16 protein-coding genes are annotated in these 12,295 nt (G+C 73.6%); 4 read left to right on the top strand and 12 right to left on the bottom strand.

Features of this window, described 5'->3' with window-relative positions; translation table 11 throughout:
* Both ACTUAL_RS05780 and ACTUAL_RS05775 read right to left on the bottom strand, forming a co-directional pair.
* Positions 1-483 (bottom strand): YgfZ/GcvT domain-containing protein (locus ACTUAL_RS05780; protein WP_440899513.1); only part of this gene is annotated, 483 nt, incomplete at its 3' end.
* Complete coding sequence (locus ACTUAL_RS05775) at positions 480-854, bottom strand: Fur family transcriptional regulator (RefSeq protein ID WP_232520094.1); 375 nt, start codon at positions 852-854, stop codon at positions 480-482. The genes ACTUAL_RS05775 and ACTUAL_RS05780, both read right to left, overlap by 4 nt.
* A gap of 96 nt (positions 855-950) precedes the next feature.
* Here ACTUAL_RS05775 and ACTUAL_RS05770 point away from each other — a divergent pair, with 96 nt between their 5' ends.
* On the top strand, positions 951-1,793 hold the full coding sequence (locus ACTUAL_RS05770) for an aminodeoxychorismate lyase (protein WP_440899512.1): 843 nt from the start codon (positions 951-953) through the stop codon (positions 1,791-1,793).
* 79 nt (positions 1,794-1,872) lie between these two features.
* Here the strand turns inward: ACTUAL_RS05770 and ACTUAL_RS05765 are convergent, their stop codons facing one another.
* From ACTUAL_RS05765 to ACTUAL_RS05720, 10 genes are all read right to left on the bottom strand, one after another.
* On the bottom strand, positions 1,873-2,730 hold the full coding sequence (locus ACTUAL_RS05765) for a biotin-dependent carboxyltransferase family protein (RefSeq protein ID WP_096497324.1): 858 nt from the start codon (positions 2,728-2,730) through the stop codon (positions 1,873-1,875).
* On the bottom strand, positions 2,727-2,882 hold the full coding sequence (locus tag ACTUAL_RS05760; protein WP_015805506.1) for a hypothetical protein: 156 nt from the start codon (positions 2,880-2,882) through the stop codon (positions 2,727-2,729). Before ACTUAL_RS05760 ends, ACTUAL_RS05765 begins: the two co-directional genes overlap by 4 nt.
* Positions 2,883-2,996: 114 nt before the next feature.
* Positions 2,997-3,599: a 5-oxoprolinase subunit B family protein gene (locus ACTUAL_RS05755; protein WP_440899511.1), complete on the bottom strand. Its 603-nt coding sequence runs from the start codon at positions 3,597-3,599 to the stop codon at positions 2,997-2,999.
* A gap of 394 nt (positions 3,600-3,993) precedes the next feature.
* Positions 3,994-4,629 carry an FABP family protein gene (locus ACTUAL_RS05750; RefSeq protein ID WP_096497322.1) on the bottom strand — a complete coding sequence of 212 codons (636 nt, stop codon included), beginning with the start codon at positions 4,627-4,629 and terminating at the stop codon, positions 3,994-3,996.
* A 334-nt stretch (positions 4,630-4,963) separates the two neighbouring features.
* The gene (locus tag ACTUAL_RS05745; RefSeq protein WP_440899510.1) at positions 4,964-5,266 is read right to left on the bottom strand and encodes a DUF1416 domain-containing protein; all 303 of its coding nucleotides are present in this window, start codon (positions 5,264-5,266) and stop codon (positions 4,964-4,966) included.
* Positions 5,266-6,111, bottom strand: coding sequence for a sulfurtransferase (locus ACTUAL_RS05740; RefSeq protein ID WP_440899509.1), 846 nt, complete (start codon positions 6,109-6,111; stop codon positions 5,266-5,268). The genes ACTUAL_RS05745 and ACTUAL_RS05740 overlap by 1 nt, the downstream gene beginning before the upstream one ends.
* A gap of 106 nt (positions 6,112-6,217) precedes the next feature.
* Positions 6,218-6,652, bottom strand: coding sequence for a DUF4395 domain-containing protein (locus ACTUAL_RS05735; RefSeq protein ID WP_440899508.1), 435 nt, complete (start codon positions 6,650-6,652; stop codon positions 6,218-6,220).
* 234 nt (positions 6,653-6,886) lie between these two features.
* Positions 6,887-7,309, bottom strand: coding sequence for a thioredoxin family protein (locus ACTUAL_RS05730; RefSeq protein WP_096497318.1), 423 nt, complete (start codon positions 7,307-7,309; stop codon positions 6,887-6,889).
* A gap of 40 nt (positions 7,310-7,349) precedes the next feature.
* Positions 7,350-8,156 (bottom strand): LmeA family phospholipid-binding protein, encoded by an 807-nt coding sequence (locus tag ACTUAL_RS05725; RefSeq protein WP_096497317.1) that lies wholly within the window; start codon positions 8,154-8,156, stop codon positions 7,350-7,352.
* A complete protein-coding gene (locus tag ACTUAL_RS05720; protein ID WP_440899507.1) occupies positions 8,153-8,851 on the bottom strand; it encodes an alpha/beta hydrolase family protein in 699 nt (232 codons plus the stop codon). Before ACTUAL_RS05720 ends, ACTUAL_RS05725 begins: the two co-directional genes overlap by 4 nt.
* Positions 8,852-9,061: 210 nt before the next feature.
* On the opposite strand from ACTUAL_RS05720, the gene ACTUAL_RS05715 reads away from it, so the two are divergent.
* The 3 genes from ACTUAL_RS05715 (at position 9,062) to pstS (ending at position 12,111) form a co-directional block, all read left to right on the top strand.
* Complete coding sequence (locus ACTUAL_RS05715; RefSeq protein WP_015805496.1) at positions 9,062-9,814, top strand: response regulator transcription factor; 753 nt, start codon at positions 9,062-9,064, stop codon at positions 9,812-9,814.
* An 89-nt stretch (positions 9,815-9,903) separates the two neighbouring features.
* On the top strand, positions 9,904-10,797 hold the full coding sequence (gene mshD / locus ACTUAL_RS05710) for a mycothiol synthase (RefSeq protein WP_440899506.1): 894 nt from the start codon (positions 9,904-9,906) through the stop codon (positions 10,795-10,797).
* A 192-nt stretch (positions 10,798-10,989) separates the two neighbouring features.
* On the top strand, positions 10,990-12,111 hold the full coding sequence (gene pstS, locus ACTUAL_RS05705; RefSeq protein WP_440899505.1) for a phosphate ABC transporter substrate-binding protein PstS: 1,122 nt from the start codon (positions 10,990-10,992) through the stop codon (positions 12,109-12,111).
* The last annotated feature ends 184 nt before the right edge of the window (positions 12,112-12,295 follow it).

Below are 12,295 nucleotides of genomic sequence, written 5' to 3'. Positions count from 1 at the left end.
GTCCGGGACCGGCACGTCCAGCTTCCTCAGCAGCTCCGCCGCGTCCGGCCCGGCCACGGTCAGCAGCGCCAGCTCGGCCGTCGCGTCGCGCGGCTCCACCTTGGACCAGAACACCATGCGGGACAGGTACTCCAGCAGCGGCGCGGTCGTCTCCGCCTCGACGTCCAGGTACGCGGTCCCGCCGGTGTTGGCGACCACCGCGTGGTGCTCCACCCGGCCCTGCGCGTCCAGCACCAGCATCTCGGTGCCCCGGTCCTGCCCCAGCGCGGTGAAGTGCTGGCTGGTCAGCGAGTGCAGCCAGGTCAGGCGGTCCTCGCCGGGCACCGCGATGACGCCGCGGTGCGAGCGGTCGAACACCGCGACGCCGCGCACCGCCGCCCGCTGCTCGGCGAACGGGTCGCCGAAGTGCCAGGGAACGCCCTGGTCGGGGGCGCCGTCGAACGGCGCCACGGCGCCGGGCGTGGTCAGCGTCGGGGAGTTCACTCGGTCTCCTTGAGGCAGTCCCGGCAGGTGCCGGACAGCGCGAGGTGCGTTGCGTCCAGTTCGAACCCGTCCCGCTCGCGCAGTGTTCCGCACAGCGGCTCCAGCAGCTCGCACGGCACCTCGTCGACCCGGCCGCAGCGGTGGCACACCAGGTGCACGTGCTCGTGCTCGTCCACCGAGTAGTTCGGCGCGCCGTGCCCGAGGTGGGTGTGCCTGACCAGGCCGAGCCGGTCGAGCAGGTCGAGCGTGCGGTAGACGGTGGTGATGTTGACGGTGGGCGCGGTCTCCTGGACGCGCGCGCACACCTGCTCCGGGGTCGCGTGGCCGAGCGCCCGCACCGCGTCCAGCACGAGCTGGCGCTGCGGTGTCATCCGCATCCCCCGTTGGTGCAGAGTGCTGCGCAGAGCCCGCTGACCACCCGCCGTGTCCACGACCTCGATGGTAAGCCCGTGGGTACGCTCGCCCCCATGCGCGTGCTCGCACTGCTCGACGGAACCCTCGCGGACCCCGACGCCCCGCTCATCCGGATCGACGACCTCGGCCTCGTGCGCGGTGACGGGGTCTTCGAGACGATCCTCGTCGTCGACGGCAAGCCCAGGGAGCTGGGTCCCCACCTCGACCGCCTGGAGCGGTCGGCGGCCATGCTCGACCTGCCCGCGCCGGACCGCGCGGGTTACGAGCGGGCGGCGAAGGCGGTGCTGGACAACTGGTCCGGCGGCGCCGAGCTGGCGCTCAAGCTCGTCATGACCAGGGGAGTCGAGGGCGGCGACGGCACGCCCACCGGCTTCGCGCTCGGGCTGGAGATCTCGCCGAAGGTGCTCGCGCAGCGCGCGGAGGGCATCGCGGCGGTCACCCTGGACCGGGGGATCGAGCCGGGCCTCGCCGAGCGCGCCCCGTGGCTGCTGCTCGGCGCGAAGTCCCTGTCGTACGCGGTGAACATGGCCGCGCTGCGCGAGGCCGAGCGCAGGGGCGCGGCGGAGGTGGTCTTCACGACCTCCGGCGGCTCGGTGCTGGAGGGCCCGACGTCCACCCTGATCGCGGTGCGCGGCCGGACCCTGACCACGCCGCCCGCGACGCTGGGCATCCTGCCCGGCACCACCCAGGCGGTGCTGTTCCAGGCCGCGGAGAAGGCCGGGTGGACGGTCGTCGTCGAGCCGATCGCCGTCGAGGACCTGTTCACCGCCGACGCGGTGCTGCTGGTGTCGAGCGTCCGCTCGATCACCCGCGTGCACACCCTGGACGGCAAGGCACTGCCCGACTCGACCGCGCTGCACGCCGAGCTGCACGCGCTCTACGAGTCCCAGTACTAGGGCCGCGGCACCGGGGCGCAGCGCCGGAGCGGCGCCGGAGGCGATGTGGTGGGGACCCGCGCCCGCGAGTCCCCCCGCGTCAGCGCCCGACCCGGAACCTGACCCGCGTGCCCGGCCTGGCCTGGCCCAGCCCCGGCAGCGCGCGCTCCGCGACGACCCCGATCACCGGGTAACCCCCGGTGGTGGGGTGGTCGGCGAGGAACACCACCGGCTGGCCGTCCGCGGGCACCTGCACCGCGCCGGTCACCAGGCCCTCGCTGGGCAGCTCCCGGCCGGTCGCCTCACCGGTGCGCCGCAGCGCCGTCCCGGCCAGCCGCAGCCCGACCCGGTTGCTCCGGTCCGACACCACCCAGCTCCCGGCGGCCAGCTGGCCCGCCGGGTCGGTGAACCAGTCGTCGCGTGGTCCCAGCAGCACCGGGACCTCGACCTCGTCGGGCGCGCGGGCGGGGACCAGCACGTCCACCCCGACCGGGATGCCGGTCGACTCGCCCAGCGGCAGCACGTCCCCGCGCGCGACGGGGTCCGGGCCGATCCCGGACAGCAGGTCCGACGAGCGGCTGCCCAGCTGCTCGGGCACCGCGATCCCGCCGGACACCGCGAGGTAGCAGCGCAAGCCGGAGGTCGGGGTCCCGACCTCCAGCTCGTCGCCTTCCACGAGGTGGCAGGGCGAGTCCCGCTCCCTGCCGTTGACCCGCACCGCGACCTGCGGACCGGTGACCGCGACCGTGCACGAGCCGGTCGCCACCACCGCCAGGCCGCCCAGCAGCAGTTCCAGCCCGGCCGCGCCGTCGGCGTTGCCGACGAGCCGGTTGGCCAGGGCCAGCGACGCCCGGTCCAGCGCCCCGGAGGGCGGAACGCCCAGGTGGGCGTGGCCGGGTCGGCCGAAGTCCTGCACGAGCGCCTGCGGTCCGGTCCGCAGGACGCGGAGCGTTCTCACATTCCCACCTCGTTGTCCGACTCGCGCTCGGCGCGCTCCTCGGAGACCGCGGTGTGCCGCGTCTGGTTGGCGAGCGAGTGCTCCTCGGAGCTGCTCGCGGGCCGCGAGGGAACGCCGAGGCGCAGCCGCTTCGGGTTTGCCAGTGAACTCATATCTTCCACCTCCTCCCGTGCTGGACAGTGCCGAAAGTCCTTCGTAGTACTACGAAACAACGCCGGGGTTCCCCCGGTTGTGCCCCTTCACCCGCGCGAGTCGGGTCGCCTCGGTCACAACGCCTCGAAGCGCACCCGGTCGCCCGGAGCCAGCAGCGCCGGTTCGTCCCGCCCGGGGTCGAACAGCGGCGCGTCCGTCGTGCCGATCAGCCGCCACCCGCCGGGCGTGGCCCTCGGGTAGGCGGCGGTGAACTCGCCCGCCACGGCGACCGACCCGGCGGGGACGCGCGTCCTCGGCGAGTCCAGCCTCGGCTGCCGCAGCGGTTCCGGCAGGCCGGTCAGGTAGCCGAAGCCGGGCGCGAACCCGCAGAACGCCACCTCGTACGCGGCCCCGGTGTGCAGCGCGACGACCTCGTCCACCGCCAGGCCCGCCGTCTCCGCGACCAGTTCCAGGTCCGGCCCGTCGTAGCGGACCGGCAGCACGACCTCCCGCGCGGGCGCCGGGGCGGGCGCCGACAGGTCGAGGCCGTCGAGCAGCTCGCGCACCGCCCCCAGCCCGCCCGGCGCGGCCTTGACCAGCACCGTCCTGGCGGCCGGGACGACCTCGGCGACCTGCGGCAGGTCGGCGGCCCGCACCGCCGCGCGCACCGCGGCGACCTCGTCCAGCGAGCTCACCTCGACGAGCACCGCGTCGGAGCCGCACCGCCGCAGTCGCATGGCCCTCCGCCCGGATCGGGTGGTCGTGATCGTCTGATCGTTGGATTGTTCAACAACCCGTGCGAAGGGCACTCCCTCGAACGGGTGGTGGTGTGTCGTGCGTGCTCCCCCGCGGCGGGGCCGGTGACCCCCTCGTCGGGGCTCGTCCGGTGGTCCGCGTGCCGGGACGGCGGCCGTGGAACGCCGCCGGTGGTGCGCTCGGCCCGGTTCGCGCCGGGCTGGTTCCGCTTCGCCGGGTGTCCGACCGGCGGGTCGCGCCGGTCGGGTGGCCTCGGGGACCCGGTGGGGTCCCGCTCGGCCGGGTGGGCCGGGACCGGCCTGAGCCGGACCCGATCCCCTCGCCGTCCAGAGTTACTGGGGTGCTGCGGTCTTGCGGCTGGGAGCGGCTCCCCGGCTAGCCGACGACCCGGCGCAGGTGCGCCGAGGAGTGCGGCTGCAGGGGCTGGCCGACCATCGCGCGCTCCTCGACGTACGCCAGGTCGCCGTTGTTGACGATGCCGTACAGCCGCTGCGCGCCGGTCACCTCCTTGGCGGTCGCCGTGCGGACCACCGCGTCGGTGCCGAACTCCCAGGAGGTCTGGTTGCGGGGCTTGCCGTAGAACAGCTCCACGATCCCGGTGTTGTGCGTGAGCAGCACCTCGATCGTGTCGTCGGGCTGCGGGCGCCAGAAACCGGTCTCGCGCGCCGCCTGCCTGATCACCGCGCCGTTCTCGTCCAGCAGCCACGACCGCGCCTCGTAGTAGAGGAACGGCCGCCCGTCGTGGGCGAACGTGACCTGCTGGCCGAACCGGTACGGGCCCTCGATCGTCGGGTACACGACCTCGCCCTCGCCGCGCCACACGCCCACCAGCGGCAGCAGCGCGAGGCACGCGTCGTGCAGCGACGGGCCCTCCCTCAGGTTCGCGGTGTCCGCCGGGACCGGCAGGTCGTCGAACTGGGGGAGGTTGCGGGCGCGCGTCGACTCGGCGCGCTCTGCGGCGGCCTGGACGGCGGCGTCACCGCTGCCGGGGACCGGCGTCTGCTCTGCCATCACCGCTGGTCGGAGAACAGCCGGTACACGACGTACCCGGCGAACCACGTGATGAGCAACGACACGAGGACCAGCAGTGTGGTGAAGAAGTGTTCCACCCGGCAAGTTTACCGTCACCGGGCGTCGCGGCGCGTGACTCGGTGGCGAAGACCACCGGGCGCGTCGCGACTTGACCGAGCCAGAAAACGATCAAGATGATGGGGCGCACACCGGAAAACGGCCCAGGGGTTGGGTTTCCGGCCCCGGAGGGGGCGCGCGAGCGGCCCCGCGAGGCCCCGGCGCACGTGCGAGGGCCCCGGCGGCGGATCGCTGCCGGGGCCCCGAAGCCGGTCCGTCAGGCGACCGCGACCTCGACCGGGTGCACGCCGGGACCGCCCGCCGTCACCGCGGCCTCGCCGTTGCCCGACCGGTGCAGCGCCCGCACCGTCCAGTCGCCGGGCGCCGCGTAGAAGCGGAACTCGCCCTGCTCCGACGACACCACCTCGGCGGTGAACTCGCCGGACGAGTCCAGCAACCGCACGTACGCCCCGCCGACCGGCGCGCCCCCGGCGCTCACCCGGCCCGACAGCACGACCTCGTTCGCGCCCACGCTCAGCTCCACGCCCTGCTGGGGCGCCCCGCAACCCGCCGCGCTCATCACGCCTCCTTGCCGGAACCGAGCTCGACCGGCACGCCGATCAGCGAGCCGTACTCGGTCCACGAGCCGTCGTAGTTCTTCACGTCCGAGTGCCCGAGCAGCTCGTGCAGCGCGAACCAGCTGTGCGAGGAGCGCTCGCCGATGCGGCAGTACGCGATGGTGCTGCGCGAGCCGTCCAGGCCGGCGTCCGCGTACAGCGCGGCCAGCTCCTCGTCGGACTTGAACGTGCCGTCCTCGTTGGCGGCCTTGCTCCACGGCACGTTGATCGCCGTGGGGATGTGCCCGCCGCGCTGCGCCTGCTCCTGCGGCAGGTGCGCGGGCGCGAGCAGCTTGCCGCTGAACTCGTCGGGGGAGCGCACGTCCACCAGGTTCTTCGCGCCGATCGCCTCGACGACCTCGTCGCGGAAGGCCCGGATCGACAGGTCCTGCTCCTGCGCCTGGTAGCTGGTCGCCTCGCGCTCCACGACCTCCTTGTCCAGGGGGCGGCCGTCCAGCTCCCACTTCTTGCGCCCGCCGTCGATCAGCTTGACCGACTCGTGGCCGTACAGCTTGAAGTACCAGTAGGCGTACGCGGCGAACCAGTTGTTGTTGCCGCCGTACAGGATCACCGTGTCGGAGTTCGCGATGCCCTTGGCGGACAGCAGCTTCTCGAAGCCCGCGCGGTCGACGAAGTCGCGGCGGACCGGGTCCTGCAGCTCGGTGCGCCAGTCGATCCGCACCGCGCCGGGGAGGTGGCCCCCCTCGTAGGCGGTGGTGTCCTCGTCGACCTCGACGAACACCACGCCGGGCGCGGCGAGGTTCTCCTCGGCCCAGGCGGCGGAGACCAGGACGTCTGCACGGCTCATCGAGCGGCTCCCATTCGTTGTGCGGAAGTGCGGTTTCGGGTCTGCGGTCGTGCTCTCGGGGCCGGGCGAGCTGCGCTCGGCGGCGGGGTCCGGGACGCGGGTGTCGTCAGTGGCGGGGCGCGGGCGCCGGGGCGAGGCGGCGGACCAGCAGGAACAGCTCGCAGCCGAGGCACAGCCCCAGCGCGGCGTTCAGCAGGGCCGCGGTCAGCGCGGCCGAGGTGGCCACCACGCCCAGCGCCGTCCAGCCCGCCGCGTAGCCGATCGTGCCGACCAGCGCGAAGGCGAACCCGACGCCCTGGGCGAACCGCAGCGGCGCCGCGTCCTCCCGCTCCGCCTCCGGCAGCCTGGGTTGCAGGACCCGCCGGTACACGTGCCCCCACGGGTTGAGCCGCAGCGACACGAAGGCGCACATCGCGAACAGGAAGGTCTGCGCCGCCAGCAGCCGCCAGGAGCCGGTGAGCAGCACCAGGACCAGCACCGCGCTGGTGAACCAGGCGCTGAACCTGGCCCCCCTGGGATCGACGGGGACGTCCTTCGGCACGGCGACCTCCTGGCGTTGGCGTCAGGGGCGGTGGGGACGGGCGGCGCGCTCGGCGCGGTCACGCCCGGCGCGGTCACGACGACCTCGGCGGGTCAGCCCGCCGTGCGACACAGGCTGCTGCGGACGCGGCACAGGTCCACCGCGAGTCGCTTCGTCAGCAGCGCGTTCATGCCGTCGAGGGTAGCCGCTAGTCCCTGCCACCGGGAGTGGTGTCCAGGGGTTGGGAGGACCGGATCACCCGTCCGACGGGCGCGTCAGCCCGGTGAGCGCGCCGGACAGCCCCTCCGCGTCCGGGACGCCGGTGACCCGCAGCAGCTCGGCGCCGCGCCGGTCGTAGGCCACGGTCGTCGGGGTGGCGAGCACCCCCAGCGCCGCGGCCAGCTCGGGCCGCTCGGTCACGTCCAGCTCCGCCAGGCGCACGCCGCCGGTCCGCGCGACCAGCCCGGCCAGCACCTCCCGGCTGCGGCGGCAGCCCGCGCAGAACCGGGTCGTCACCTGCACCAGGGTCACCTCGGCGTCCGGGTCGAGCAGCGCCCGCACCTCGTCGGGCAGCGCGCGCCGCGACCCCGGCCGCACCCGGCCGCGCCCGCGGAGCGCGACGGCGACCGCCGCCACCACCACGAGCGCGCACAGCAGGCCGAGCAGGCCCCCGGTCACGCAGGCCCCCGCGGGAACCCGCCGCGACCGGGGGCCGCGCTCACCGCTGGTCCAGCGGGATGTTCTCCAGGGTCCCCTCGACGGTCAGCGCGCCGCTCTCCACCCGCACGGCGGTCGGGGTCACGGTGAACGGCAGCGAACCGGGGTCGATCTTCACGTTCAGCGCCGACCGCACCGCGCCCAGCACCTCGTTGAGCCCGGCCAGCGAGGTGTCGTCGATCTCCACGTCGTTCACGCCGATCTCCACCATCCCGCCGGACAGCGTCACCGTGCCGTAGGCCGAGATCCGGATCTTCCGCCCGGCCAGCGAGGTCGTGCCGCTCAGCTTCACGGCGGCGGCGGTGGGCGGCTGCTGCCCGCCCTGCGTCTCCGGCCCGCCCTGCTCGACCGGCCTGGTGTCCGGCTCGATCGCCATGTCGGTGAACGGCGTGACCTGGTTGACCAGGCGGTTCAGGTCGTTCGCCTTGATCTTGACGCTGCCCTTGACCTGGTCGATGCGCGCGTTGCTGGTGTCGCCCGCCAGCAGCTCGGACAGGCCGATCCTGGTGTGGTAGAGGTTCGCCTTGATCTCCAGGTCGCGCAGCTGGTCGCGCACCGGGACGCCGTTGGCGGTGATCTCGATGTCCCGGTAGTCGCCGCCCAGCGCCTGGGTGGTGAACGGGAACCCGTTGATCCGCACGGCGGGGTCCTCGCTGAGCTGGAGCTTGTCCCGCATCCGCTGGGCCACCTGGTACTCACCCGCCGCCGCCAGGCCGAAGTCGGCCGCGACCAGCAGCCCGCCGAGCACCAGGGCCGTGATCACGAGCTTGCGGCCCCGCCGGGGTCGGCGGGGTTCGGGGGCGGTCATCGCCAGGTCCTCCAGGAAGCGTCGTCGAGCCAGGTCGCGATCCGGTCTACCAGAACGGGCGTCATCGCCGACTCGGCGTGGCCGGTCCGCGGCTCCAGCCACAGCTCGGCCGCGCCACCGGCGGCCCGGTGCAGCGCGGTGGCGTGGGCGGGCGCGAAGTACCGGTCCAGCTCGCCGTGCACCAGCAGCAGCGGCGTGGGCGCGATCCGGTGCACCACCTCGACGGGGCTCTCCGGGACCCGCGCCCACGGCCCGGCCAGCCGCACGCCCAGCGCGCGGGCGGCGAGCCTGCCGTGCGGCTGCTCCAGCAGCCAGTGCACGCGGCGCATCGCGGCGGTCTCCCTCGACCACCACCGCGCCGGGCTGCTGACCGCCGCCACGGCGTCCGGCCGGTCGTCGGCGAGCGCGGCGTGCCGCCGCGCCACCCACGCGCCCAACGAGAACCCCACCACCACCACCCCCCGGTACCCCAGCTCGCGGGCCAGCGAAACCCCGGCGGCGAGGTCGTGGACCTCGTCACCGCCGACGGTGGTCCGCCCGCCGGAGCGGCCGTGCCCCCGGAAGTCCAGGGCGATCACCCCGCCGTGCCGGGCGAAGCGGCGCAGCACCCGCGCCACGTACGGCTTGCCGGTGTGGTTGGTGAAGCCGTGCCCCACGACGAACGCCAGGTCCGGCGGGGTCGACGGGGTCGTCACGTGTACCCCGTGCAGGCGAACTCCGCCGTGTGACACGGGTGTAACAAGCGTGACGCTTGTGGAAACAACTGTGACCCTGTCCTGCTGACCTGGGTCTTTCGCGGCGCGCACCGGTATCGTCTCCGTCATCCGCAGGCAACGGGGCCCGGTCACCGTACTTCGCTGCGAGTGCTCCGGTGACCAACACCGGCCGAACAGGAGGGCGCCGCGATGAGCATCGACGTGCTGCTGCTGACCACCGACCCCGATCCCGAGGCGGTGCTGCCCGCGCTGGCCCTGCTTCCCCACGAGGTCCGTCCGCTCCGCCCGGAGGTCTCCGCGCTGCTGGAGGCGGGCCCCCACGACGTCGTCCTGGTGGACGCCCGCACCGACCTGGTCGGCGCGCGCGGCCTGTGCCGCCTGCTGGACTCCAGCGGCGTCGACGTGCCGGTCGTCGCGATCGTCACCGAGGGCAGCCTGGTCGCCGTCAACGCCGACTGGAGCGTCGACGAGATCCTGCTCCCCACCTCCGGCCCGGCCGAGGTCGACGCCCGGCTGCGCCTGGTGCGCTCCCGCCGGGGCGCCGCCCAGTCCGGCGGCGACGGCTCGCTGCAGCTCGGCGAGCTGGTCATCGACGAGGCCACCTACACCGCCCGCCTGCGCGGCCGTCCGCTCGACCTCACCTACAAGGAGTTCGAGCTGCTGAAGTACCTGGCGCAGCACGCGGGTCGGGTGTTCACCCGCGCGCAGCTGCTCCAGGAGGTCTGGGGCTACGACTTCTTCGGCGGCACCCGCACCGTGGACGTCCACGTGCGGCGCCTGCGCGCCAAGCTCGGCCCCGAGCACGAGTCGCTCATCGGCACCGTGCGCAACGTGGGCTACAAGTTCGTCCGCCCGCCGCGTCCCGGCTCGCTGCGCCGCCCCGAGGCCGAGCAGGCCATCGGCGCCCCGCAGCTGGACGAGACCGAGCTGTTCCGCGTCTGAGCGCGGGTCCCCAGGCAGGGGGCCGACGGGTGGCCCCCTGATCTACCGCCGCCTGATCGACCGCCGCCGCAGCGGGTAGCGTCGCGGGCGTGGCTGACCTGACCTGGCACGACGCGCTGGACCCCGAGCAGGCCGAGGAGATCACCCGGCTGCTCGCCGAAGCCGAGGAGGTGGACGGCGTCGCCCCCGTCGGCGAGGCCGTCCACCTCCGCTTGCGTCCGGGGGCCTCCGGCAGCGCGCACCTGCTGGCCCGCGTCGACGGCGTCCTCGCCGGGTACGCGCACCTCGACCTGCTCGGCGACTCGGACGGCAACCTGGTGGCGGAGCTGGCCGTGCGGCCGGGGTCGCGCCGCGCGGGCGTGGGCTCGGAGCTGGCCGGGGCCGTCCTCGGCGCCGCCGCCGATCGCGGCGGGCCGGTGCGCTTCTGGGCGCACGGCGACCGCGAGGGCGCTTCCGGGCTCGCCGCCAGGCTCGGCGCCCGCCGGGTCCGCGAGCTGTGGGTGATGCGGCGCGCGCTGGCCGGGCTGCCCGAGGTCCCCCCGCTGCCCGAGGGCGTGGCGCTGCGGTCCTTCGAACCGGGGCGGGACGAGGACGCGGTCGTGCGGGTCAACGCGCGGGCGTTCTCCTGGCACCCGGAGCAGGGCGCGATGACCGCCGACGACGTCCGGCTCAAGGAGGCCGAGGACTGGTTCGACGCGGACGGCTTCCTGCTCGCGGTGGACGGGGCCGACCGGCTGCTCGGCTTCCACTGGACCAAGCGGCACGACGAGTCCATGGGCGAGGTCTACGTGGTCGGCGTCGACCCGGACGCGCAGGGCGGCGGCCTCGGCAAGGCGCTCACCCTCGCGGGTCTGGTCCACCTGAAGAGCACCGGACTGCGCGACGTGCACCTCTACGTCGAGTCCGACAACTCACCGGCGGTGCGCGTGTACACCCGGTTGGGCTTTTCGCGCTGGAAAGCGGACGTCCAATACGCCCTGTAGTGACAAACCCATCACGCCATGCAAACGTGCAGGTCACGGGATCACCCTAATGGCCGTGGGTCCAGTCACCTCCCGTGTGGTGTTCACCTTCCGTTCATGTTCCCCTGGGGGTCTGTCCACTCTCGCTCCCTACCGTCCGTGTCGAGCGGTGAAACGCCGTTCAATCAAAGCCCCCGTACGTGGAGGACCCAGGTGAAGACCAAGCGGCACGGCGCCGTCGTCGGCCTTATCGCGGCCGGTGCGCTTCTGCTCACCGCATGCGGCAGCGACAACAACACCGCTGCGACCGGCGGCTCCTCGACGGGCGGCGCGAGCACCCCGTCCGCGCCCGTCGAGTGCGGTGGCAAGACGAAGCTGAACGCAGAGGGCTCCTCGGCTCAGAAGAACGCGATCGACACGTTCGTCCAGGCCTACCAGCAGCAGTGCGCGGGCGCCGACCTCGCGTACAACGGCTCCGGTTCCGGCGCGGGCATCAAGAACTTCAACGCGGGCCAGGTCGACTTCGGCGGTTCCGACTCCGCCATGAAGGACGCCGAGATCGCCGCCGCCACCGAGCGCTGCCAGGGCAACCCCGCCTGGCACCTGCCGATGGTCTTCGGCCCCGTCGCCCTCGGCTACAAGCTGAACGGCGTCACCGACCTGGCCCTCAACGCCGAGGTCACCGCCAAGATCTTCAACGGCTCGGTCAAGAAGTGGAACGACCCGGCGATCTCCGCCCTCAACTCGGGCGCGAAGCTGCCCGACACCGAGATCAAGGTCGTCTACCGCAACGACGAGTCCGGCACCACGGACAACTTCCAGAAGTACCTGACCACCGCCGCCCCCGCGGCGTGGACCCAGGGCGACGGCAAGCAGTTCAAGGGCGGTGTCGGCGAGGGCAAGGAGAAGTCCGCCGGTGTCGCGCAGGCCGTGGCCTCCGTGGACGGCGCCATCACCTACGTCGAGCTGTCCTACGCCCAGGACAACAAGCTCTCGATCGCCAAGATCGACTCCGGCGCCGGCGCGGTCGAGCTGACCGGCGAGTCGGTCGGCAAGGCCATCGACAGCGCGAAGATCAAGGGCCAGGGCAACGACCTCGTCCTCGACCTGAACTCGATCTACGGCACCAAGGCCGAGGGCGCCTACCCGCTGCTCCTGGCCACCTACGAGATCGTCTGCTCCAAGGGCTACGACGCCGACACCGCCAAGGCCGTCAAGGCGTTCCTGACGGTCGCGGCCACCACCGGCCAGGCCGGTCTGGCGGACGCGGGCTACGCCCCGCTGCCCGACGCCTTCCAGGAGAAGCTGCTGACCGCCATCAAGGCGATCGCCTGAGTCAGGCAGACTCCGGACGTTGACGCGAAGTTGACGCGATGAACGACCGCACTGCGGCGCAGCGCCCCGCGGGCCCCCGGACCCATCCCCGTGCCCGCGGGGGCGGCCCCGCCGCGCGACCACCCCCGGGGGCTCCCATTACCCCCCCCACGGTAGGGGAGAATCAGGCGCCCCTGCCGGCCCG

Source organism: Actinosynnema sp., from assembly GCF_052038725.1.
Note: the sequence above shows the minus strand (reverse complement) of the source record. Positions and strands in the feature narration are given on the sequence as shown.